Source organism: Nitrospira japonica, from assembly GCF_900169565.1.
Classification (GTDB): Bacteria; Nitrospirota; Nitrospiria; order Nitrospirales; family Nitrospiraceae; genus Nitrospira_C; species Nitrospira_C japonica_A.
The window spans coordinates 2,600,012-2,623,687 of sequence record NZ_LT828648.1; the positions used below are offsets into that span (position 1 = coordinate 2,600,012).

Annotated in this window: 22 protein-coding genes; 8 read left to right on the top strand and 14 right to left on the bottom strand. The window is 60.8% G+C overall.

All coding sequences use genetic code 11. The features are described from left to right. Positions 1 to 48: 48 nt before the first annotated feature. From NSJP_RS12460 to NSJP_RS12475, 4 genes are all read left to right on the top strand, one after another. The gene (locus tag NSJP_RS12460; RefSeq protein WP_155970153.1) at positions 49 to 1,614 is read left to right on the top strand and encodes a hypothetical protein; all 1,566 of its coding nucleotides are present in this window, start codon (positions 49 to 51) and stop codon (positions 1,612 to 1,614) included. Positions 1,615 to 1,686: 72 nt separating this feature from the next. Then, positions 1,687 to 2,220: a Slp family lipoprotein gene (locus tag NSJP_RS12465; RefSeq protein WP_172834320.1), complete on the top strand. Its 534-nt coding sequence runs from the start codon at positions 1,687 to 1,689 to the stop codon at positions 2,218 to 2,220. A gap of 59 nt (positions 2,221 to 2,279) precedes the next feature. Continuing rightward, positions 2,280 to 2,606: a hypothetical protein gene (locus NSJP_RS12470; protein ID WP_080887211.1), complete on the top strand. Its 327-nt coding sequence runs from the start codon at positions 2,280 to 2,282 to the stop codon at positions 2,604 to 2,606. Continuing rightward, on the top strand, positions 2,594 to 3,535 hold the full coding sequence (locus NSJP_RS12475; protein WP_155970155.1) for a hypothetical protein: 942 nt from the start codon (positions 2,594 to 2,596) through the stop codon (positions 3,533 to 3,535). The genes NSJP_RS12470 and NSJP_RS12475 overlap by 13 nt, the downstream gene beginning before the upstream one ends. Before the next feature lie 8 nt (positions 3,536 to 3,543). On the opposite strand, the gene NSJP_RS12480 is transcribed toward NSJP_RS12475, so the two are convergent. From NSJP_RS12480 to NSJP_RS12535, 12 genes are all read right to left on the bottom strand, one after another. Further along, positions 3,544 to 4,626, bottom strand: coding sequence for a PstS family phosphate ABC transporter substrate-binding protein (locus NSJP_RS12480; RefSeq protein WP_080887213.1), 1,083 nt, complete (start codon positions 4,624 to 4,626; stop codon positions 3,544 to 3,546). A gap of 170 nt (positions 4,627 to 4,796) precedes the next feature. Next, positions 4,797 to 5,744, bottom strand: a complete 948-nt coding sequence (gspK, locus tag NSJP_RS12485) for a type II secretion system minor pseudopilin GspK (protein ID WP_080887214.1) — start codon at positions 5,742 to 5,744, stop codon at positions 4,797 to 4,799. Next, on the bottom strand, positions 5,731 to 6,282 hold the full coding sequence (gene gspM / locus NSJP_RS12490; RefSeq protein WP_080887215.1) for a type II secretion system protein GspM: 552 nt from the start codon (positions 6,280 to 6,282) through the stop codon (positions 5,731 to 5,733). Before gspM ends, gspK begins: the two co-directional genes overlap by 14 nt. Further along, a complete protein-coding gene (gene pilM / locus NSJP_RS12495; RefSeq protein WP_080887216.1) occupies positions 6,279 to 7,853 on the bottom strand; it encodes a pilus assembly protein PilM in 1,575 nt (524 codons plus the stop codon). Before pilM ends, gspM begins: the two co-directional genes overlap by 4 nt. 72 nt (positions 7,854 to 7,925) lie before the next feature. Then, entirely contained in the window at positions 7,926 to 8,828 is a 903-nt protein-coding gene (gspN, locus tag NSJP_RS12500) for a type II secretion system protein GspN (RefSeq protein ID WP_172834321.1), read from the bottom strand. Next, a complete protein-coding gene (locus NSJP_RS12505) occupies positions 8,825 to 9,442 on the bottom strand; it encodes a type II secretion system protein GspJ (RefSeq protein ID WP_080887218.1) in 618 nt (205 codons plus the stop codon). Before NSJP_RS12505 ends, gspN begins: the two co-directional genes overlap by 4 nt. Then, the gene (locus NSJP_RS12510; protein ID WP_155970157.1) at positions 9,417 to 9,851 is read right to left on the bottom strand and encodes a prepilin-type N-terminal cleavage/methylation domain-containing protein; all 435 of its coding nucleotides are present in this window, start codon (positions 9,849 to 9,851) and stop codon (positions 9,417 to 9,419) included. The genes NSJP_RS12505 and NSJP_RS12510 overlap by 26 nt, the downstream gene beginning before the upstream one ends. Next, positions 9,829 to 10,491, bottom strand: a complete 663-nt coding sequence (locus NSJP_RS12515; RefSeq protein ID WP_080887220.1) for a hypothetical protein — start codon at positions 10,489 to 10,491, stop codon at positions 9,829 to 9,831. Before NSJP_RS12515 ends, NSJP_RS12510 begins: the two co-directional genes overlap by 23 nt. Before the next feature lie 71 nt (positions 10,492 to 10,562). Then, positions 10,563 to 11,117, bottom strand: coding sequence for a type II secretion system major pseudopilin GspG (gene gspG, locus NSJP_RS12520; protein ID WP_269457670.1), 555 nt, complete (start codon positions 11,115 to 11,117; stop codon positions 10,563 to 10,565). A gap of 46 nt (positions 11,118 to 11,163) precedes the next feature. After that, positions 11,164 to 12,405, bottom strand: a complete 1,242-nt coding sequence (gene gspF / locus NSJP_RS12525) for a type II secretion system inner membrane protein GspF (protein ID WP_080887222.1) — start codon at positions 12,403 to 12,405, stop codon at positions 11,164 to 11,166. Further along, on the bottom strand, positions 12,405 to 14,135 hold the full coding sequence (gene gspE, locus NSJP_RS12530) for a type II secretion system ATPase GspE (protein WP_155970159.1): 1,731 nt from the start codon (positions 14,133 to 14,135) through the stop codon (positions 12,405 to 12,407). Before gspE ends, gspF begins: the two co-directional genes overlap by 1 nt. 163 nt (positions 14,136 to 14,298) lie before the next feature. Further along, positions 14,299 to 15,165, bottom strand: a complete 867-nt coding sequence (locus NSJP_RS12535; protein ID WP_080887223.1) for a type II secretion system protein N — start codon at positions 15,163 to 15,165, stop codon at positions 14,299 to 14,301. 87 nt (positions 15,166 to 15,252) lie between these two features. On the opposite strand from NSJP_RS12535, the gene NSJP_RS12540 reads away from it, so the two are divergent. The 4 genes from NSJP_RS12540 (at position 15,253) to NSJP_RS12555 (ending at position 19,948) form a co-directional block, all read left to right on the top strand. Beyond that, the gene (locus NSJP_RS12540) at positions 15,253 to 18,084 is read left to right on the top strand and encodes an FAD-binding and (Fe-S)-binding domain-containing protein (protein WP_080887224.1); all 2,832 of its coding nucleotides are present in this window, start codon (positions 15,253 to 15,255) and stop codon (positions 18,082 to 18,084) included. Beyond that, positions 18,081 to 18,320 (top strand): cytochrome c3 family protein, encoded by a 240-nt coding sequence (locus tag NSJP_RS12545; RefSeq protein ID WP_080887225.1) that lies wholly within the window; start codon positions 18,081 to 18,083, stop codon positions 18,318 to 18,320. Before NSJP_RS12540 ends, NSJP_RS12545 begins: the two co-directional genes overlap by 4 nt. An 87-nt stretch (positions 18,321 to 18,407) precedes the next feature. Beyond that, positions 18,408 to 18,686, top strand: a complete 279-nt coding sequence (locus tag NSJP_RS12550; protein ID WP_080887226.1) for a MoaD/ThiS family protein — start codon at positions 18,408 to 18,410, stop codon at positions 18,684 to 18,686. Between the two features lie 32 nt (positions 18,687 to 18,718). Continuing rightward, entirely contained in the window at positions 18,719 to 19,948 is a 1,230-nt protein-coding gene (locus tag NSJP_RS12555; protein WP_080887227.1) for a TCR/Tet family MFS transporter, read from the top strand. Positions 19,949 to 21,689: 1,741 nt separating this feature from the next. On the opposite strand, the gene NSJP_RS12565 is transcribed toward NSJP_RS12555, so the two are convergent. Both NSJP_RS12565 and NSJP_RS12570 read right to left on the bottom strand, forming a co-directional pair. Continuing rightward, positions 21,690 to 22,652, bottom strand: coding sequence for a tetratricopeptide repeat protein (locus NSJP_RS12565; RefSeq protein ID WP_080887229.1), 963 nt, complete (start codon positions 22,650 to 22,652; stop codon positions 21,690 to 21,692). Positions 22,653 to 22,748: 96 nt separating this feature from the next. Further along, entirely contained in the window at positions 22,749 to 23,663 is a 915-nt protein-coding gene (locus NSJP_RS12570) for a transglycosylase SLT domain-containing protein (protein ID WP_231989378.1), read from the bottom strand. Positions 23,664 to 23,676 lie beyond the last annotated feature (13 nt).

Consider the following 23,676-nt stretch of genomic DNA (forward strand, 5'->3'; position numbering starts at 1 on the left):
GCATCGTCATCGAAGATCCGGTCTCATACCAACCAAGGGGGAGTCGATATGACGTGGGTTCGAGTACTGATGTGTTCAATAGTGGGAGTTCTGGCGTTGACGGCGGGTTTGCAGGCGCCGCCGGCCCTCGCCGGTACGGCCAAGAACCAGCCCTCCACTGCGTCGCCGGTCGTCGTTGCGCAGAAGACCGACGAGCCGATGCCGACGCAAGGCCCGGCCCCAGTGAGGGACCTGCCGCCCGGCGGCACGGCGATCGAAGATCTGCTGCTGCAAAAGGGCGCAATTACGATGGACGAGTGGATTCAGATCCGCGCAGAGCAGGAGTATCGCGTGGCGGACCAATCGCGGCGCATCGATTCGCTCGAAGAATGGAAAAATAAGACAGAACTGCTCCCGATCCTCAGAGACAAGGTCAATTTCGGACTCAACGCGTTGCAATTTCTCTACGGTCACCTCGACACGCAGGTTCCGGAAGGCCGCAGCCAGGACAGTTTTTCCATCCGGCGGTCGGAAATGCTGTTTTGGGGCAAGATCAGCGAAACGATTCCGCGGTGGCACATTCTCATGGAGTTTCAGAGTATCAATCTGACGAGCAACACGCCGGCTGCTGCCAATCAGGTCGGAACTCCCACCTCCGCCACGTTCTTCCGGGAAAGCTACATCGACGTCAGACCGGTTCAGTCTTGGGCGCCCAATCTGAATCTTATTCGAATGGGTATTTTCCGAATGCCGTTCGGTATCTTCACCGAACAGTCGGGCGGCTTGCGCGACGTCATCAGCTCCCCCTACCTCACCCAGGTCGGCGGCGGCGGCGGACCGGGACAGAACCAAAACGGGACGGGCGGATCGATTGAATTCGTCCAAGAGCGTGACTACTTCATCGATGTGCGCGGCAAGATCGCCAACCGGCTCGAATATGTGACCGGTATCATGAACAACAATAATTTTCAGGCCAATGGCTTGGTCAATACGACGTCCGGCCTGGGAGGAGCTAACGCTCCAAAGGCGTGGTACGGACGCGTGCGTCTGTTCGGAAACGACGTGTCGTTCATCAGTTTCACGACAATCCAAGGTACATCCAACAACGCGGGAACATTGATCAATGGCCGCGGAAAGGGAGCATTCGATCGCTACGCAGTCGATTTCCGTTACACGTCCAAGATCGTGCCAGGCTTAATGATCCAGGGCGAATACTGGCAAGGACACGACGGAGCCAATGCCACGACCGTCGGCGTCGGGGCCAACGGCACTTGTCAAGTCACGGCGGTTTGCGGTGGGTCGGGAGCGCCCGGCGAGATGAGAAGAACCTATTATGTGCTGGGCAAGTATCTCTTCACCGACGGGCCATTGGAGAATTTCGAGCCGACCGTCATGTGGGAGCAGTTCGATCCCAATACCAGCATGGGGAATGACTTGTATGAACGAACCATCGTGGGCCTGACCTATTATTTCGAGAATTTTCCGCCGAAGGTTCAATCGAAAATCCAATTGAACTACGAATTCCGGCATCACCAAGGGCTGGGTACCGGACCGAACACGCCGGCATACAATTCGGCGACCGATCCGTTTGCCAACAATGCGTTCTTCATCCAGTTTCAAGTCCGATTCATGTAGCAATCTGAGTAAATGTCTCGATGGACATTTTGTCATTGCATCGGAAACCGGCTAGGGAGTAAGGAGGATAATATGAAAGGTGTTTCGGTGGCTGCGTTGTTGTTGGCATCGCTGGCGTGCGTCGCCTGCTCGCCGTCTCAAGTGTTCGCACCGGACGTCATGGAAGGGGTGGACCAGGAGTTCGATTTTTCGAGATGGCGGGCGTTGCCGAACCAGGATGAAGGCAAGAAAGTTGAGCTCGGCGGCGCGATTCTTCAGTCCGATGTGAAGGGCGACACGGTGACGTTCGTGCTGAGGCAACTCCCGATCGTCAAACATCCCGCCTACGGTCCCAAAGACACCGGAAAACGGAGCGGCGAGTTCGCGGCCACCTTTTCAGGAACGCTCGAACCCAAGTTTCTTCAACGAGGAAACAGGGTGGTCGTCATCGGCACGACCAAATTGGCCAAAGTCGTCGTCGTGGACGATATTCCGCGGAGCCTCCCGAATCTGGAAGTCAAATGTTTGCACATCTGGAATACCGGTGGGCGTGATATTGCCGACTTCCCCTCGTTCGGAGCGGGATACGAGACGCTCGAGAATCAGACGTGGTGCGCATCCAAATAGGACGGTCGCACCGACAATGGTCATGTGAGAATGGATTGAAAGAACATCGGCGAGTCAGCATGCGGCAATGGTTCCGGGCGATCTGTCCGGTTCTCCTGCTGTGCGTGGCGGGGGCCGTGGCGGCCGGCTGTGGCCACGAGGCGTCGCTTACCCGTGAGACGGAAACGGGGGGAGTCGTCACGTTTCCGATCGAGAGCGAGGGGGACGTATTGTCTTCTGCTGGCCGCCGGGATGCGCTTCGTTTGATCGCTAATAAGTGTCCGAACGGCTCGCGCATCGTCAAGGAAGGTGAAATTCCCAAAGTTAGCAAATCCGCCGATCGCAATTGGCGCGGGCAAATGGGGACCGAACGTATCTGGGGGATTCAATTCACATGCGGACAATGATCACGGTGCCGTTCATGGGCACGCGATGGATTCTCGGGATAGGGCTTGTCATTGCGGCGGCGGGACTGCCCGGCTGCGCGGCCTTGATGGGGGAGAAGACGACGTTCAACCAGGGAGGGGCGAAGGTCGGCCTCGAGCGCGATCCGACGATCGCCCGCGCAAAGACCGACGTTCATAATGCCCATCCCGCCAATCTGACGGGGGCCGAGGTGCGGACGCTGCTCGGTGCGGTCGAAGTGAGCGGCTGGACCGGGACGATCGTCGGAATCTTCGAGAACCCACGGCCCGTGCCGTTATTGACCGAAGAACAGCTCAACGCGTATGCGGGCCCGATATCGGATGCCTTTCGACAGGCCGGACCGGCGGAACGCGTGACGTTTTCATTTCCGAAACCCGACGTGAAATACAGCGACAACCGAACGATCGGCTTCTTGTTCGTGCGCGACAAATATCTGCACATCGTGCTGACGGATCATGCCTCATTGACCCGCGCCGATACGGGCGGCGATGAGCTGAAAGATCCGCGGGATACCAAGGGGATGAAGCTTTGGGTGGCTCTTCCGGCCCGTGCGGCCGTCGTGCCGGATATCCAGGAGCCCACTTGGGCGGCGTTCGAGACGGTTCACGTCTCGTTGAACATGCAGGAAGTCATCGCGCTGCGCTCGGCAAAACCTCCGGTACTGGTTGGCCGGGAATCCGCGGTTCCGCCTTCTCCTGTTGCGAGCGACGCCGGGCCGTCGAAACAGGATTTGCAAAACCAAGTCCGCGAGCTGACGAATTCCAACCTCGAATTACGCGGCCGGCTGGACGATCAGGCCAAACAAATGAAGACCTTGAACGACGAGATGAATCGTCTTCGCCTTGAGATGGATCAGGCCAAGCCCCCGAAGAGTCCTCCCCGCAAGAGCCCGGCCCCGTTCACCCCTTAAGGGGCGCCCTAGCGACGAACCGGTGCGGACCCCGTCGTTCTATCCAACGCAACCGCACTCTTGTTGATCTGCTGCGCAGGCAGGGGAAAGAAGCCCGCTTTGACGACTGCCTGCTGGCCGTCCTGGCTCATCAGGAAAGCCAGGAATTCCTTTACGGCCGGGGGAAGCGACGTCTTGGGGGTTTTGTCCAGATACAGATAGAGCATGCGTCGCAGCGGATAGGATTGATCGGCGACGGTGGCCGGTGAAGGAGTGATGAAGGGCGTGCCGGCGGCTTCGGCTAAAGGCACGGCGCGCACCATCGAGGATTCCAGGCCGAGCCCGCTGTATCCGATGCCGAGTTGATCCCGGCTGAGGCTGAGTATCACCGAAGCGGCTCCCGGATTCTCATGCACTGACGGGATGAATTCTCCTCCTCCGAGGCAGTGTTCCTGGAAAAAGGCCCTCGTCCCGGATTTTCTATCCCGGCCATACAGCTGAATCGGGGCGTCGGTCCAGCCTTCTGATAGTCCGAGCTGACCCCACTGTGTGATCGGGGTCTTATGTCCGCGAAGCCGTGTGCTCGAGAACATCGCATCCACCTGTTCGAGGGTCAGGGCGTTCAAAGGATTGTCCTTATGGACGTAGATGGCCACGGCATCGACCGCGACCGGCACGGCCATCGGTTCGTAATCGTGCTGCGCGACGAATTCCTTGAGCTCCGAATCGAAGAGCTCGCGCGAGGTCGCAACCAGGGAGAAATGCTGGGATCGCTCCTCCAGCAGCATCACCTTTCCGGTCTTCTGTAACGGAGGCTGGAGAAATTCCTCGATCGCTTTGGAGGATCCACCGCCGCGCACTTCGATACGGACGTTCGGCTGTCGGCGCTGAAATTCAAGGCTCAGGCGTGACAGCAACGGGTACATGGTTTCCGAACCCTGAATCTTGAGGCTGCCCTTGATCTGGGCCTGCGGGGCATAGCGTGCGAGTTCGTTGTCCGGCGTGACCGAGGCGAACGGCCCCCCCTGTTCGGCGGCAGCAGGATCGACCGTTACGGCGAGGGCGAAGATACCGACGAGCCACGCACCTCGTTTGAGCATTGTGTGCAACATTCTGGGATCCTTTCTTCGTATTGTCGTCGGGTCCCTACCCAATTTTATCGTCCGAATGTACTGAGATAGAGTTTCCGGCGGGTAACCTGAATGTTACAAGCGTGTTAACTCTCGCCGGGAGCCGGCAAGCGCATTGAGGCTGTAGTCTCGAGATCGAAGAGAGTTATGGGCTAGAGGACACGGTAATACAGGACGGCGCTGGTTCCGGTGTTGGCGTCCCGGCGGAGGGTCACGATCGCGTGCTTGACGACCTCATTGACTGTCAGGGTCATGCGGGCCGAAAACACCTCGCTTTTGATGTCATACACGTTCTGAAGACGCAATTCCTTGCCGACCGCTTCGAAGCTGCTGACGCGGTCGAGTTCTTGAAGCGTCTTGTAGGGCCGCCCTTGAATGATCTCGCCGGCGACGGCCTGGCTGACCCTTGGGTCCAAGGACTGCAGCACGATCGACTCGGCGGTATTGAGATTCAGCCGCCCCTCGCCCTCCTGCGGAAAGACGGTGACGTAGCGTGAAATCTTGTCGAAGCTTTCCGCGGTCATTCCCTTGACCAACCGAAGTTCTCCAAGGGTTTGCAGCGGGGCGTTGGCGGCCCGGTAGGGCGGATGCAGAGATTGATAGTAGAGGGTCTCGGCTCCGGCGGGTTCCGGCGTATCGTCGGCGTCGATCCAGTCGACGATCGCATCGACGATTTCCGGGCTGATCTGCATCAGATCGAACAGGCGTTTGACCCGGGTGACCTTGCTTTTTCTGGCGTTGGGATCCCCGCCTGCCGCGAGGTCGTTGAGATTCAGCTTGCCCCGCTCGTCTTCGATCTGTGCGGTGAGTATGCCGTCGCCGATGGGATATTGCTGAATCGGAAACGCCCACAGGTCCGTCGGCGCGTCGTAGAATTGTCCGGCCTGCCGGTCCTTGAGGAAATCCTGTTGAAGCACGGCCTTGGCCGCCTGCACGGCGGCACGGGTCAGCACGGTGGCCTTGAAACCGTCCCGGAAGGCCGCGGCGTCCCGATATTCGCGTCGCGCCTCGGAATCGAATTCCAGGATCAAGGCGACCAGCAGTGTGAGGACCAGCAGGGCGAGAAGGAGGGCGACGCCTCGCTCGTCAGACCTTGACATAGGTGACGATTCTCAGCGAGGCATCCAGATTGACGGGGTTGTCGTATTTCGGCTTGATCTGGATGTGTCGCACCTGAACGTCGTAAGGGGCCTGTTCCAGCACGACGAGGAGTGCCAGAAGTTGGGGAAGCTCCACGCCGTCGAGGCGGAGATCGACGGCGGTTTCCTGATAGCCCTGCACGGTAGTGGGCTGCTGCGGCTGCATGCCGACGATGCGGTCCCTGAGCTGGGCGGACGTGGCCGCTTCCTCCATGAAGGCCAACAGGGAGAAGTTGCTCTCGGCCGGCGGGAGCCGTTGCTCGCGCTGGGCCAGTCTGGCCTGCTTCGCGGCGTATTCAGCGGCCAGGAGCGTCAGTTCCGATCGCTCCTTCTGCTTGCGGAGGGTTTTTCTCTCCAGGGTGTCCATCTTGGTGAGGAGCGGGTCGATCAGCGCCAGGAACAGCACGCAGCCCAGGACGACCGCGCCGCCGATGCTCAGAATCATCCGTTCGCGGGGCGCGAGATGACGCCAGCGCTCTTTGAGGACCTGCATCATCATAATTGGGGCACCACGTAGGTCAGGCGGAAGACGACTTGATTGGCGGTCGATCCGACTCTCGTGTCCGAGACCGAGACGTCCTGGAACTTGCCGCTCCCGGAGAACGCCTGTTTGATTTTTTCCACCGCGTCGAACGAGGCGGTTTCGCCTTCGAGATGCACGGTCGAGCCGTCGATCGTCAGGTCCCGGATGGTCAAGGGGACGCCGGTCGGCAGTTGTTTCGCGAGACTCGAGAGATGGGCCAGCATGTTTGACCGGCTGCCGTCGATGACGGCGAGGTTCTTCTCGATCTGTCCGACACGGTATCGTGCCACGTCGATTTCCTCGCCGGATCCGGATCCTTCACCGAAGCTGCGGACAAAGTCGGCATGCAGCGCCTGCTTGGCGTCGGTAAAAGCGCGGTCCTTCACGTAGACCCGCACCGACAGATCGATCAGCGCCAAAATGCCCAGGATCAGAGCCCCCCAGACGGCCAGACGGCGGTCCTGGCGCAATGCCTCGGTTTGCGCGGACGCCGCCGCCGTTCCCGCGTTTAAATCGACGGCGAGGTCGGAGCCGATGGCTTTGGTCTTCCATCGCGGGCGGACGATCTTGGGATGAATGGCCAGGCCGAAGGCGATCGAGAAAGCCCTGGGGCAGGATGCGCCGAATCCCTGTCGCGGACCGACGGGGATCAATCCCAACTCTTGGGCCACGTGCCCGCTCAACTCGCGCAGTTTGGAGCCTCCGCCCGATACCCAACAATGTGAGAGGCGCTGGCGGCCGTTCCCCTCGTAACCATGGAGAGTGACCCGCAATTCCTTTAACAGGGGTTCCAGCCAGGTGTTGACCTCGTGAACGGCCATGGTCCGCTTGCGTCGCTCGGCTTCCGCAAAGCTGCAGGCGTAGCGAACGGCCAGGGCATGGGTGAGGTGATTGCTGCCCCACAGCACGGTACGAAGCAGAGTCGGACGCCCTTCCCGGATGAGGCATAACGTCGTCTTTGTCGCGCCCACGTCGATGATTGCCAGATCGCCCGGTACGCGGGCACCTTCCTCCTGCAGAAACTGAGTGACGGAATAGAGAGCCATGCCGTCCACGCCGATGGCGGAAGGCTTCAAGTCCGCGGAGGCCAAGAATTGAAGGTGCTCCGCGACTTTCTCTTTCGGGGCCGCCGTCACAAGGACTTCGGCCGTCTTGGGTTTCTGCGAGGCGTCCGGCGATTCTCTTGCGGGCAGCACCATGCTTCCCATCGCCACGTCGTCCAAGGACATGGGAATGAGGTTTTCCACTTCGAACGGCACGACTTGAGCCAGCTTTGCGGTATCGCGGAATGGAAAGGACAGGGTGCGGATGAACAGGTCCTGGCAAGGCAGGGCTGTCACAATGTCGCCACTACCATACAGTCCGTGCTGCCAGAGAAAGCCTCTGAGTTGCCCGGCTCGCTTGGCCGGTTCGGCGGCTTCCGGACGCCCGAACGGGAGTGGAAGATGGAAATATTCGACCGATTCACGGCCAGTCAGGCGGCGGCGGAAGCGCACGGCCTTGAATGCCGTCAATCCGATATCAAGGCCGACACATTCAGCTACCATGTGGGAGATTCACCGTGACCACGAGATATAAGCATAAACCAGGCCAGTTTCCTGTGTCCGAACCTCCTAATACTACACTGACAGCTTGGGATTTGCGACAGTCCCGAGTACTTTGAACGTCAGGGAAGTACCAGGGGGGAGGGGAGGCAGGGGTAGACCGGCTGATTTTTGAGCCCAGCCGGCTCCCGCCTGGACGGTGAGGGTCAACTCCAACTCGGTCTGCTGGATCGGTTGTGTCAGGCGGAATTTGCCTTGTCCCGAAATCGATCCGTCCGGCCCTTCTCCGTTGAATTCCTTCACGTCGCAATGGTCGTTATGACAGAGAAGCGTGAGCATGACGCGGTTGAACGCCAGCGAGGGGAGCCGGCTCGTGCCCGCCGGTATCTGTTCCAGGGTCAGGTCCGCCACTTCGACCCGCCATGTGCCATCGCCCTTGAACGAGACGGTTCCGTCCGAGTTGCCGATCCAGGCGTGATCCACATCGGCCCGTAACAGTCCTTTCGCGACGTGCGGCCTCAGAAAGAGCGACAGATCGATTTGCTGGAGGTGGGCCTTCACGGTTGTCGGCCCTTGAAAGGACCAGGACGACGCCGTGACGGTGCCCGTGGCTCTCGCTGCGCCGGGCTGTGCCGAACCGGGAAAATGCACCAGCGCGTCGAGGACGCGATGCCCCATGAGTTGGCCCCAAAGCCCGACCGTCATGCTCATCGATTCGATCGGAAACGAGGCAGTCGTCGATTGCGACACCGTCACGTCCCGCCAGGCCACACCCAGCGGTAATTCGACCGACCAGTCGGCCGCCCGGACGTTCCATCCGGTGGCCCGCGTGATTTCGGACAGGATTCGGGCCTGCAAGGCCTGGAACGGAAAGGTGAGAAACAGGAAGCCCACGAAGCACAGGATTCCCGCGACCGTCCAGAGCAACGGCTCCTTCGCCGAATTGGCCAGGCCGGACCAGGACAGACGCAGGGTCATGACGGGGCTCCGACGGACACCCATTGGCGGATGATCCGCGGTTCCGGCGTGTCCTGCTCGAGCGTCAGTTCGATCAAGACCGCCATCGGAACGCCGGATCTGGCCCGTCCGTCCCATTCATCCGTCCAGATGTTGCCGGTCCGGTTGTAGTAGCGGACATTGAACCCGCGCACCTTTTTCGCCATTTCCATTTGCTCCAGCGATTCGTCGTTGATACCGAAGAGATTGCGCCGGACGATCCGCATCAGGCTCGCTTCGTTCCTGGTGTAGACGACGCGGACCATTTCCGTATCGGTCGTGGCGCTCACCGGACGAAACGGTCCCACCGTCAGAAACGCGATCGTATCGGCCGGTTCGCCTCCCTGCTGCGCATTGATACCGAGCCAGGGACTCGCAGGGTGTTGGAGGCTCATGGCCAATTCTTCCGCCATGACGCGCAACGTGCTCCGGAGCAGCTGCTCCTCCGTCGCAGAGGTGCGGGTCCGGTCGATGGCGCTGGCAGTGAGATACAGCGCGCTGAACACCATCGTGGCGATGACGGCCACCAGGGCGACGGCCAGCAGCACCTCGACCAGCGTGAAGCCCTGTTCAGAGCGAGGCGGACGAAAAGACATAGGTGCTGACCTCGACCATCTCCTCCGTAGCACCCTGCGGCCAGATGATTTGAATCTTCACCTCGCGGACGTTCGGCAACATCGTGGTCATCACGAAGCGTTTCCAGCGGTATTTCTCGGCGCGATGCTGGAAGTCGATTAGAGATTGCGCTCCCGGAGGGGGAGTCTGAAAATCACCGCCCGTTTCGCCCAGTGGGAAGGCGGTCGCGGCCTCGGCTTCCATCAGCTTTTCCTGGGCGAGCATGGTGGCGGCCGCGATGTCCTCCGCCCGCGAATACAGGCTCAAATCGAAGTTGCGCAATCCAAGAAGGATCGGCAGCGCCATGGCCAGGATGGCCAGCGCGATCAGCACCTCCAGCAGGGTGAAGCCTCGAGCGTCGTGCATCTTACGATTGCCCGGCCGGTGCAACGGGCGCGACCGGCGCGACGGGTTTGAGACCGGGAAGCGACTGTTGAATCTGCAGCAACTGGCGAATACGTTCCGGCAAGATCCAGGGGCGCGGAGGTTCGATTCGTTGGTCGCTGACGCGGATGGTGGCCGTCACCGGCTCGACCTGGATTCCGAGCAGATTGTTGCTGTCATCGATCAGGTGCATCACGACCGGGTCGATCTTGCCGTTGGGATAGAACAGCACCGCGATACGCCCGGCCGTGCTCTTTTTCTGGCCGATCTGAATATCCGTAATATGAATCGATTCGGGCAGATTGATCGGAACCTGCCAGGCTTCATTGAACGGCAGCCGTTCCTCGCCGTCCTGGAGGATCATCGGCCAATACTGGCCTCGTTCGAGGTCGATGTGCAACCGCACGGGCTTCTGTCCGGCGACGGCCATCTCCTGAAACGTCCGGAACGTACTGACCCACTTGCGTCCATTGGACGCGAGGGTTTCACCGATTCCGATGCGCGGGATGAGAATGGTCAGCAATCCGGTCAAGAGGAAGAGCACGATGATGATTTCGAGGATGGTAAAGCCGTCCTTCCCGAGGAGGCGTTCCAAAGGCCTGTCGGAGAGGTTCCGATCGGCTGGTAGAGAGAAAAAGGCCGTCATGGACACGCTCTTGGCTGATCACCGGAGGCGGCAGAGGGGTTTGCGACAATCGGGATTCCCGGCCGGCCTGCTCAGTCCTTGTCGAGATTCCAGTTCGTGATGTCGGCGTTGACGCCTTCTCCGCCGGACTCTCCGTCGGTCCCGAACGACGTGATTTCGTAATCGCCCTTGATCTGGCCGTACTGGCCTTGTTGCACCGGGGCCGGACTCACATACTTGTACGGATTGCCCCACGGATCTTCCGGAAGGTTCGGGATGTACCCGCCCAGTTTCCACTTTTTCGGCACGACGCCGACCGAGGGCTTTTCGACCAGGGCCTTCAAACCCTGCTCTGTCGTGGGATACACGCCGTTGTCCAGCTTGTACAGTTGGAGTGCGCCCTCGAGGTTTCGGATCTGCACCTTGGCGGCCGTCCGCTTCGCATCGTCCGTCCGTCCCATGATCCGCGGGACAACCAGCGCGGCGAGAATGGCCAGGATCGCCACCACCACCATGATCTCGATGAACGTGAACCCGCGCTGTCCCAGCAGCAGGGGGTGGGGAAGCGACCCTCTCGATGCCGTGCGGAAGTCGAGAGCAGTCTGCCGTGCCGTCTGTCCGTCGTTCGGTTCCATCCTGTCACTCACCTCGCACCTCCGTTGACGTAATCGTTGTTGGGACCTTCGTTCGGTCTCACCGTACCATTTGACCCATCTCGAAGATCGGAAGCAAGATGGCGACGACGATGAAAAACACGAGAATGCCCATGACCAGGATCATGACCGGTTCCAGCAGCGAGGTAAAGCGCGTAATCACGCGATCCACCTCGCCGTCGTAGATCTGTCCGATTCGCCGCAGCATCTCCTCCATCTCACCGCTTCGTTCGCCGACGGCGATCATGTGGGTGACGAGCGATGGAAATTCTCCGCTGCGCTTCAACGGCTCGGCGATGGTCTCTCCCTCCCGGATGTTCTGCCGCGCTTCTTCGACGGCGTGTTCGAGCACGCGATTGTTCATGACCCTCCGGGACACGTCCATGGCCTCCAGCAGCTGGACGCCGCTCCCCAACATCGTTGCGAGCGTGCTGGACAACCGGGAAATCGACACCATCCTTGCCACGTCGCCGATGAGCGGCAGCTTGAGGATGAGACGGTCCGCCAGGATCCGGCCGCTCTCCGTTCGGATGATGCGGCGCACGGTCCAAATGAGGACCACCGCGCCGCCGGCAAGGACGGGCCAGTAATCCGAGCACCAGCGGCTGAGCGTCATGAGGACCACCGTCGGCCAGGGCAGCGTCTGTTTCAAGTTTGCGAAGACGGCCGTAATTTTCGGAACGACGAACGTCATCAGGAAAAACAGGACACCCACGCCGACCAGCAGCATTAGAGCCGGATAGAGGATGGCGTTGGTCACCTTGTGTTTGAGCGCGAGCTGTTTCTCCAGGAACTCCGCGAGCCGGAACAGGATCTGGTCCAGCGCACCGCTGGCCTCGCCGGCTCTGACCATGTGGACGTAAATCTGGGAAAACTCCCGTGGATAGCGTTCGAGCGCGACGCTGTAGGATTTGCCGCCGCGGATTTCCTCGCGAATGTCGGCCAGAATCGATTTGACGGATTTCTTGTCGGTTTGTTCGAGGAGCACGCCGAGGGCATCGACGAGAGGCAGGCCTGCCACCAACAGCGTGGCCAGCTGCCGCGTCATCATGGCGATGTCGCCCTGACCCAGTGCGGATCGGCCGCTTATTGCGGGCGGGCCCGCGGATGGCCGGGAGGCCGCTGCGGGCGATTGCCCGGCGTTGCCCTGCTCCAGCATTTCAGTGGGGAAGACGCCGTCTTTCCTGAGTTTGAGCCGGGCGACTTTTGGACTTTCGGCGTCGATGATGCCGGTGGCCGAGCCCCCGTCCTGTTTGAATCCCCGGTACTGATAGACCGGCATTACACTTCCACTTCCTGCTGCGTCATGCGCAACACTTCTTCGGTGGTAGTAATGCCTTGAAAGATCCGGTCCGCGGCTTCGTCCTTGAGCAGGACCATGCCCTTCGCGAGCGAGGCTTGCCGGATCGCCGCAGCGTCCGCCTTGCTGCCGATGAGACGGCGAACGTCATCGTCCATCACCAGCAGTTCGTGGATGCCGGTCCGGCCGCGGTAGCCCGTCTGCGAACAGGCGGGACAACCGCTGCCTCGGAAGAACGTCGGCCGCTTTTTCCCCGGAACCACCCCGAGGCGGATGAGCTCTTCGTCGTCCGGTTCGTAGGACTTCTTGCAGTCAGGGCAGATCTTGCGGATCAATCGCTGAGCCAGCACGGCCACCACCGACGACGCCACCAAAAACGGCTCGATGCCCATGTCGATCAGGCGGGTGGCGGCGCTGGCTGCGTCGTTGGTATGGAGCGTGGAAAAGACGAGGTGGCCCGTCAAGGACGCATGAATGGCGATTTCCGCCGTCTCACGGTCCCGGATTTCCCCGATCATGATCACGTCGGGGTCCTGCCGCAGGATGGATCGGAGTCCGGCGGCGAACGTCAGATTGATCTTCGGGTTGACCTGCATCTGTCCGATGCCGACGAGCTGATACTCCACCGGATCCTCGACCGTGATGATGTTCTTGTCCGGCGCGTTGATTTCACTCAAAGCGGCATAGAGCGTGGTGGTCTTGCCGCTGCCTGTCGGCCCGGTGACGAGGATGATGCCGTGCGTCAGTTGAATAAGTTGTTGAATGGTGCGGAGCCGTTCCTGAGAAAATCCCATTTCGGAGAGATTCAGGAGACGATTCTCTTTTTCCAACAACCGCAGCACGACCCGCTCGCCGTGCGACGTCGGGAGGACCGAGACGCGCAGATCGATGTCCTTGCCCGATGTGCGGATGGCGAACCGCCCGTCCTGGGGCAGCCGCTTTTCGGCGATGTTCAGTCCGGCCATGATCTTGAGCCGCGCGATAATGCTCGACTGGAGATGTTTCGGGGGGGTCAGGACCGGATAGAGCACGCCGTCGATTCGGTAACGGACGACCAAGCCGCGCTCAAAGGATTCGAAGTGAATGTCGCTCGCTCGCTGTCGTGCCGCCTGGAAGAGCACCGAATTGACCAGACGGATGATCGGTGCCTCATCGGTGGCATCGAGGAGGTCCTTTGGCTCGTCGAGCGCGTGGGCGAGCTGATCCAAATTTTCGTTGGCGGCCATGTCCTCCATGACCTGCTCGGCGCCGGTCGGACTGGCGATTTCGTCATAGACGCGGTTGAGGCATCCCATCAGAGCGATGGCGGTGGTCAGCACCGGTTTGACCGGCCGGCCCAAAAGGAGGCGCAAATCGTCGAGGGCCGCGGTCTCCAGCGGATCCGTGGTCGCGACCAGAATGGCGCCCTCCTCGGCCTTGATCGGAAGCACGCGGTAACGTCTGGCAAAATGGATCGGGACTTTTTTGATCCAGTCATGCTCGATCTGGGTGGTGTCGAGGTGGGGCAGCCACGGCAGGCCGAATTGGAGCGCAAGCGCCTGGAGCAGTTGATCTTCTTCGATGGCGCGCAGGCGGATCAGCAGTTCACCGAGGCGGCCGCCCTTGGTTTGCTGCAGGTTCAACGCCTCCAGCAGCTTCGATTCCGGCACCCCGAACTTGCCTTCCAGGATGCTCCCCAACAGCGGGGGCCCGTTTGAATCAGAATAGGTCACAATTCCTCAGTGCCGCGCGCCGGTTCGGCCGGTTGGCGCATGCGTACGTGAGCAGTCAGTCCGTGGGACACAGCCCATCCGCCAACATACTCAATGAAATGCCGATACGAAAGGGGCGCCCGGCGGACCGGATGGATCGGACGGACGGGCCGTCGCCGTCCTGTCAGCGGATGTCGTATAGCAACGTCGCACGCTGATTATTGCGCAGGACGTCCAGCTTGACCGTGCGTTCGTTGCGCAGCTGCTGAAAGAGCGTGAGCATGGTCGAGGGATCGCGGATCTCCACTCCGTTGACCTGCTTCAGCACGTCCCCCTGATGCAGGCCGATTTTCTCATAAAAGCTCGATGGGGCAATATAGTCCATGCGAAATCCGCTCATGGCGCCGTTGGCCATGACCGGAACCGCGCGCGCCTGCGAGAGCAATTTCGGTAAATCGCCGATGGCCTGGTCGACCTCGCGACGGTCGAGCGTCTTCTTGATGGGAGCGCCCGGAACGGCCGCGGTCGGCGTCGCCTGCGGCCTGGGCATCATCGGGGGCTGGTCATCGCCCATGCTGAGCCCGAGAAATTCCTGTTGACCGCCCTGGCGGATCAGCACCCCGTCGCGCCGAATTTCCGCGACTTCCCCCACGTCGGGGACGTGGTCATGCAACCTGAAGAACAGCTGTTGCTTGCTGGCGATCATTTCGACAATGGCCGAAACGCCGCCCTGATCGCCGATCACGACGCCCAGCAGTTTCAGTTTCGTCGCCAAATTGAGCGGTTGTTGTATCACCGCCGCGACCGGCGTGCCGTCCGGCGACGTCGCGACCGGGTCCGGCGGCAACGGGAACAACCCGCTGGTCCTGACTTGATAGGCAAGAGACGCGGCGGATTGATTGGTCGATGGATCCACGGCATCGGCTGTTCGGGGCGCGGTGACACCGGCCGGCACAAGCAGCGCTTCGGCGACGACCGCATTGATGGTGTGAGCGATCAAGAAGCTCGCTCCGATCAGATAGAGTCCGATCAATGTTCGACGTACGGACATCGGGTAATTCAGTTCGTTTCGCCGCGAGAGGGCTGCCGGTCGCTCTTACTGGCGGTCATTTTCCACATCCTGTTACAATGCGCCGCCATGTCGTTGATCTTGCCTGAAAAATCCAGCGCTGTCGCCGAGGACCTGCGCCGTCTTCTGGGATCGTCTGCCGTGAAGGACGACGCGGCCACCAAGACGGCGTACGCCGTGGACGCCAGCATGTACCGGATGATACCACAGGCCGTTGCGCTGGTGGAAACCGAATCCCATATCGAGTCTGTCGTTCGCTATGCCGTCCCGCGGGGCATTCCGGTGACCGCGCGGGCTGCGGGCACCAATTTGACCGGCTCCGCCATCGGGTCCGGCATCATCCTCGACGTCTCGCGGATGCACGGCATTCTCGAGATCAACCGCGAGGAGCGCTGGGCCAGGGTACAGCCGGGCATCGTTCTGGCGGAACTCAACAAGCAGCTGGCGCGGCACGGGCTGCTGTTCGGTCCCGATCCGTCGAGCGGAGACATGTGCAAACTCGGGGGGATGCTCGCGAACAACTCGGCCGGTCCGCATACGCTCCGCTACGGCGCGGTCAAAGACAATGTGCGGGCGCTGCGCGTCTGTCTCCAGTCCGGAGAATGGCTCGATGCGCGCGATTATGCCGTCGACGACCCTGCCCTTTCCGGTCTACTGGCGGCGCACCATGCGGTCGGCGACGCGTGGTCGCTAGTCCGGAGCCATGCCGACCTGCTGGCGCGGTCGCGTCCGGAAGTCAGCAAGAACAGTTGCGGCTATAACCTCTTCGGGGTTGCGGACGGGCTGGCCCGCGGGCGATTCGACCTGCCGAAACTCTTTGTCGGGAGCGAGGGCACGTTGGGCGTATTCAGCGAGGCCACGATCGACCTGGTCGACAAGCCGCGCGCAACCCTCACGGCGCTCATCCACTTCAAGCGGCTGGAGGACGTGGGAGATGCGGTTCCGAAACTGCTCGAACTCGGTCCCAGTGCCTTGGAAGTCATGGATGCCAATACGCTCGATTTGATCGGGCGCTCGAAACACGGCATTCCCCCCGACGCGGCCGCCACATTGTTGGCGGAGCTCGACGCGCGGGACGATGCGGCCGATTTGCGTGACCGGGCGGAGCGCATGGCGGCGGTGTGCCACAACTACCCTCTGGCCTCCACGATCGCCATTGCCTATGACCAGGAGCGCCGGGACGAGTTATGGAAGGCGCGCAAGGCCCTGTATCCGACGCTCTATCGATTCGATCCGCACAAGAAGCCGATCAATTTCGTGGACGACGTCGTGGTCCGGGCGGAGCGTATCAGCGAATTGATCCGCTACCTCGAGGACTTTTTTCACGGCCAGCGCGTCCCGGTGGCGATCTTCGGGCATATCGGCAACGGCAACGCCCACATCGTGCCCCTCCTGAACGTGAACGACGGGGGGGATTTCGAGAAGATGGTGCGGGGTTATCATGAGATTCATCAGACCGTCCTGGACCGGTTCAACGGCTCGATCTGCGGCGAGCACGGCGACGGGAGGGTGCGGGCCGAGTTCGTCCGCACGATGTTCGGACCGGAACTCTACGATCTGTTCGTGCGGCTGAAACGGAGCTTCGATCCGGCCGGCGTGTTCAATCCCGGCGTCAAGATCAGCGACCGGCCCTTTACGGACCATATCGATTACACCAGGCTGTCGAAGTCATGCGCCACCTGCGCCAAGTGCAACGCCGTGTGTCCGGTCTACGACGTGTTTCGCTCCGAGGACATGAGCTCGCGGGGCTGGTTCGAAATCCTGACGGACAAGAATTATTCCTACGACGAGTCGAAGCGGGTCGTCGAGGCCTGTCTCAACTGCAAGTCCTGTCGTACGGCCTGCCCGGCCGGAGTGGACGTGTCGCAGTTGATCCTCGACCGGCGTGCCGAACGTCCGAACAGGCTGGCGGGACGAATCTTTGCGTTGCAGGCGCAGCCGGAGAAGTTTGCCCGGTATCTGAAAATTCTGGCCAGGCTGCAGCCGCTCTGGGACCGGCCGATTGTCCGTAAAATTTTGGATGCCGCGACCAGACCGATCATGCGCCGGCTCGCGGACCATGCCAGGCTTTCGGCGGACGTGGTGCTGCCCAAGCTCGCGACCCGACAGTTGCGTGATCGCCACGCCGACCGTATTCCGAAGCCGGGAAGCGCCAGGTCCTCTGTGGCCTACTTTCACGGTTGCGCCGCCAATTATTTCGACGACGGAGTCGGGGACGCCGTCATCTCCGTGCTGCGGCGGCACGGCGTCAACCCGGATCTGCCGCCTCAACGCTGTTCGGGAACGCCGATCGAAACCTACGGTCACCGCGAACTCGCCAAAGAAGGCGCACGAGTGAATCTGCAATCGTTCGCCGGATATGAAACCGTCGTCACCGGCTGCGCGTCCTGCACATTGATGCTCAAGGATTATCCCAAATGGTTCGCCGGTGAAGCGGAGCAGGGCGCGGCCGAGGCGCTGGCCCGACGCGTGAGGCACATTTCAGAGTTCGTGGCGCAGTCACCGGTCAAGCCGGCGGTTGCGGCAGTGAGTCAGGACAGGCGGCGGGTGGGCTATCACTCATCCTGTCATCTGCGAGCGGCCGGGGTGACGAAAGAACCGCGCACGGTGATGGCGGCGCTGCCCGGTGTGGACTACGTCGAGATGCCCGATGCCGACCGATGTGCCGGGGGAGCGGGAACCTATGTGGTGAAGGACTTCGAGACGTCGCAACGCATCGTGGAGCGAAAGCAGCGTGCCGTTGAACAGAGCGGAATCGAGGTGGTGGCGACGAGCTGTCCGGCCTGCATGATCCAGTTGCGCACCGGACTTCGCGGGGCGGCGGAGGTCAAACACGTGGCCCAAGTTCTTGAGGACGCTTATGAAGCCGGCGAACGCTCTTCACAGCGGAGCGGTTCATGAGGCTTCGAAAGGTGGACTGGCTCTTCGTGGTCGCGGCGCTGGCGGTCGTCATCGGGGTGTCACTGCTGCCGGCGCCGAGGGACCGGAACCCGCGGATTCCCGCGAATGGGGAACACCAAGCCATCGTGGTCGAAAAGGACTGCGTGAGCTGTCATCGGGCGGATGGAGGCAAACCGGTTCCTGCGCGCCATCCCAAACGACAGGACTGCTTCCGCTGTCATGCGCGCGGCGCATGAGATGGAAACGGCAGAGAGCGAGGTCGCCGGTCCGGGTCGCCGGGCTGGCGGGAGACAGGCGAAGGAATCGAGACGAGGTCGAACGACATGGTGAAAGTATTGGTATTCGGATTGACGCTGCGCGACGCGCTCGGCGAGCATGAGATCGAAGTAGACTGCCCCGGGCCGACCACGGTGAAGAAGCTCGTCGAGGCCAATCTGGACAGGCTCGGGCCCGTGGCCGAATTCATAGCCAGCCGCGAAGTGTTGATCGCCGTCAACAAGAAGGTCAGCACGGAAGACAGTGCGGTCAAAGACGGGGACATCGTGAAACTATCCCATCAATCCAGAACCTCCTACGACGGGACGAGGGACATCCCGACCTGATCCGGCCCGTCCTCTCGACGCCGGCCCGCGCCATGCCATCGCCATCCATGACGACAGGGGCCAGACCCGCCGCAGTAGTCTTTATCCTCATCACCGTTCTGCTGGATGTTCTTTCATTCGGCGTCATCATTCCGGTGCTGCCCGTGCTGGTGGAACGATTCATGTCGGGTGATACGGCCCGCGCGGCGGAGATCTTCGGATTGATGGCGACGGCATGGGCATTCATGCAGTTTGTCTGTTCGCCGATTCAAGGCGCGCTCTCCGATCGATTTGGGCGGCGTCCGGTGGTTCTCCTGTCGAACGCCGGCTTGGGGCTGGACTACGTTCTGATGGCGCTGGCGCCCGATATCACATGGCTCTTCGTCGGTCGGGTCCTATCGGGTATGGCCTCGTCCAGCTTCAGTACCGCGGGGGCCTATATCGCGGATGTCACCGGAGCCGAACAACGGGCAGCCGCTTTCGGCAAGATGGGAGTGGCGTTCGGTCTTGGATTCGTCCTGGGTCCCGCGGTCGGCGGACTCCTGGGCGCCGTCGATCCGCGTCTGCCGTTCTGGGGAGCGGCGGCGACGAGTCTCCTCAATGCCTGCTATGGGTATTTCGTCCTGCCCGAATCGCTGGCCCCGGAGCATCGCCGCGCATTTTCCTGGTCGAGGGCGAATCCGATCGGTGCACTGGTACTGCTCCGATCTCACCGTGAACTCTTCGGACTTGCGATAGCCGAGTTCCTGATGAGCCTCGCGCACGTCGTGCTGCCGAGCGTCACGGTTCTGTATCTGGGCTACAAGTTCGGATGGGACAGTACCGCGGTAGGGCTGACGCTTGCCGCCGTCGGAATTTCCGCCATGATCGTGCAGGGCGTTCTCGTGGGGCCGGTTACGCGGGCATATGGTGAGCCGAGGACCGTCCGCACCGGGTTATTCTGCGGAGCACTGGGATTTTCCATCTATGCATTGGCGCCGCACGGCTGGGTGTACTGTCTCGGCATTCCGATCATGTCGTTCTGGGGACTGGCCGGCCCCGCGATGCAGTCTCTCATGACCCGGAGAGTCAGTCACATGGAACAGGGACGGCTGCAAGGGGCCATTGCGAGCTTGATCGGCATCGCCGGCCTGATCGGGCCAAGCTTGTTCACGCAAACGTTCGCGTACTTCATCAATCCGGCGGCGCGTTGGCATTTTCCCGGGGCGCCGTTCGTCCTTGCCTCATGCCTGTTGTTGCTGGCCATGACGATTGCCTGGAGAGTCACAAGATTTCAGGACTGATAACCGACATGCCTGTACCGATTGTAGTTCACACCTGAATCCTCTTTGAGTAGGGCCAAGAAGCCGCGTCGTGCTCCTATCTCTGAATTCGTTATTTCAGCTTTTCCATTCAATCATCAAGAAATGATGAGGTTGTGCTGTAGCAGCAATCCACGGCAGTGGCAAATGTGTTCCGTGGTATATGGCTTGCTTGACAGTCTGGCTAAGCTAAATCTCCTTCGAGGTGCAGCTGAGGTCTGCCATGCAATGTTCCGACGACATAAGCCTCGCTCGGTCGCGTAACCACAACTTCGGAAGTGGAACTGTCTGTGAAGTTGCCGGTCGGAGGTCTGGATTCTGGACAACGAATAGGAACGCAGTATTGGCTTCGTTGGCGAATGGTATGCGATTGGCTGTCGTGTGCTTATGCTTCCCCGCATGCTCCCACCCGCAGCTGATTCAAAATTCCAAGCTTAATGAGTACCGAATTCACGACGCCATCGAGCGTTCGAGCTATGCATCAGGATTGTCCGTCAGCCGTCCGCTGTCAGTCGAGGTCGTTGATCGTCATGCTTTGCGGGAGATATTTGGACGAGCCGCCATCGAGACGAAACAGTCGCAGATATGGGCGGCGAAGCAAGACGGGTATAGCGCCATGGGATTTGACATCGGGGAAGCGGAGGACCCATACGAACACATTGACCTTCTGTCTCGTTCAGTCGGAGGCCTGTACCTGCCTCGAACGCAAACATTGTATGTAGTCAATGAGCCGGCTCGATCTGCAGCCGGAGGCATTTATCTCAACGCCCAGGGTGATCTTAGCCATGACGTGACGCTGGCTCACGAAATCATCCATGCGCTCCAGCATCAGCACTACCCTGGCGTCTTCGAACCAAAGGAACAGATATGGCAGGAGCAAGAGGACGCTGCTGTTGCGCTCCAAGCGGCCACAGAGGGCGATGCCAATCTTTGGTCGGCACAGTCCGTGGGGTTCATGGGACGCCCTAGAGATCCGGATGATGTGATTCGTCTCTCGAAGGAGAGTGAGGCGGAACCACTGAGTGATGCACACTTTCTGGTTCGAGAGCGCATTATGTTTCCTTACACGTATGGATACCGATTCGCTCATCATGAGGGTCGAAATGGGATGAAGTCGCCACCGGCATCGACGGAACAAGTCATCCATATTGGAACAAGTGGGAGGAGCCCATTTGAGGCGATCGATCTATCCAGTTTCGCGGAAGCCCTCGCCACACGGGGCTGTCGACTGAGCTTTCAAGACACAATGGGCGAGCTCACGCTCTCCTTGTGGCTACGGAGCTTCGATCCAACAACTGACCAACAGACTTGGGAAGGATGGGACGGGGACCGCTGGATTGCGGCGACGTGTGGAAACTCCCGAGAGGTGGCCTGGTTAACGAGTTGGGATACGGAGCAAGACGCCGTGGAATTTGCTCGAGTGGTCAGTGAGCTAGTCGGAGCGTGGCGGCAACGTGCCAGGTTGACCTCGGGAGTGAGAGTTGAACGGATGGGAAGAGATGTTTTCGTTGTAAGCGACGGCATACGGATGGACGTCGGTCAGGTGCAAGCGCTTGCCCATAGGGCGCGAGTGGCTACCCGCGATGAACTTCTGGCGCATTTCAAAAGGACCGGCGTGAATGTCGATCGATCAGTGCAGACTAAATAGCCTGACGCGAGGAAAGGAGCTCAGGAAGCTACCCGCTTGGGTTCCGGAAGAATGGTCCAGCTCGTGAGCTGAATGTTACTTGGCCCCGTGCACGAAGAGCTGGCGGTGACGGTAGATCGACAGGGCACGCTGTTCGGCCGCGTCCGCTTCCGCCGATTCTCCCGTTTGACGATAGAGCCCGCTCAGGAGCGACAGGGCTTTCGCTTCCGTGAGCGGATCGCGGAGGGTCTGAGACAGAAAAATCGCCTGCTTGCTCGATTCGATCGCCTCTTTCACCCGGCCGCTCGCGTCATCCATGTAGGCAAGTTTGAGGCGAAGGGAGGCTTCCATGGCCATGTCGCGCTCCGTTCGCGCCAATTCGAGGCCCGCTTCGTACTGGGATCTGGCTTCCGATTCCTGATCGAGGAGCCATCGGGCGTCGCCCAGCGCGACGGTTGCCGAAAGTTGCTGGGATGAATCCTGCCTGGCATGTGCATCCGCCAATGCGCGCCGCAACAGCGCCAATCCCGGTTCTACCTGGCCGTCGGCCACTTCCAGCAGGCCCAGCCGAATCGCGGCGTCGGTTGTTCCTCGACGGTCTTTTGCACGGTCGAAGAGTGCGGCCGCCTGTCGCAGAGCATCCCGGGCGACATCGGTCTGGCCCAGTCCGGCGGCGATCCGCCCCATGGCGAGCCAGGCGCTGGCCTGGGCCGGACGATCGGCCGTCCGCGCATAGAGAGAGGTGGCCTCCTGGAGTTCGGCATAGGCTTCCTGCAACTTGCCTTGTCGCTCATGCACCAATGCAATCTTGACCAATGATGCCGCGATGCCCCCGGGCTGCTTGGCTTTTCGGAATTGCGCCAGGGCAAGGTGGTAATACGTCAGCGTTTCGCGGAAATGATGCTGATGGTCGTGGATTTCTCCGATCCGCAGCAGCTCGTCTCCGGTGAGTTGGCCGGTTGAAGACGCAGGGTGAACGGGCGGAGACGAAGCCGGCTCCCATCCGGAAAATCCGGCGGACAGGAGAACACCCACTAAAGGCCAGCCGGCAAGCTGCATGCGTTGAGCATGCGCCCCTAGCAGTGCAAGATCAAGCGGTTGAGCCTGGAGTCGGGGTCCTGCGGTTCGCGGCGGCGGGGAATCTTCTTACGGACTTCATGCGGCCGTGCCGGCCGCGAGCTTTGCGAACTCGCGCATCAAGATCGAAACGCGAGCCACGTAGTGGCGAACGTCATGATCGCCGCACCGCTGTCTGGACGTCAACCGGAATCCTCGAGCGACGAATTCGCGGCCCGCTCCGGCTCCGCAGAGATGGATCACCGCGGCCAGTTCCTGCTTTCTCCGCAACGATACCGCGGCGAAGCGTCTGGCGCCGAGAATTTGAGTCACGCGACGGTCCAGGAGCGCCGCGGTCATCTCGACCGCGTGAGTCGGCCATACGCGCATGTAGAACTCGTTGAACCAGCACGAACGGAGATCGTGCCATGGCCCTTCTTCGACGACCTGGTGGTTGTGGATGCAATAGCGTTTCGCCTCCTGGAACGTTCCGTCGGTGATCTGATAGAGCCCGACGGCGCTCGATGCCGGCCGATACACGCCCAGCGGATTCCATGTCAGACGCCATCGCCAGTACGTGCGGGCCACGGGGTTGCCCCCGCTCTCCAATTGCGCCAGGGCTGCAAGAAGTTCCGGCGTGATGATGGACGTGGAATGTTTGACGAAGAGGGACTTGTATTGCCGCCACGTATCGGCGGGATTCTTATCCAGGGTATCGTCCAGCGGAAAGAACAGTTCGGTCGGTTTGTGGATCGCGTGGTAGGTCCAATTTACCGTGGACCAGATCAAGAGGAGCAGGAGTCCTCCCACGATCAGCCGGAACGGGAACGGGGCGGCCGCCAGGGCCGCCCGCATCAACTGAAACTCGTTCCATCGCGCCTGTAGGAAGCGCCGGATCCGTGCGAGCCTCCTTCGAAGACCGGTTCGTCTCCCCTGAGCTTTATGAAAGGAGCGCCGGTTCGGTCTGGCGGCCATGGCCCCACTATACCCCGAATCGCCGGAGAGGGAATCCATGCCTCGCTTCCCG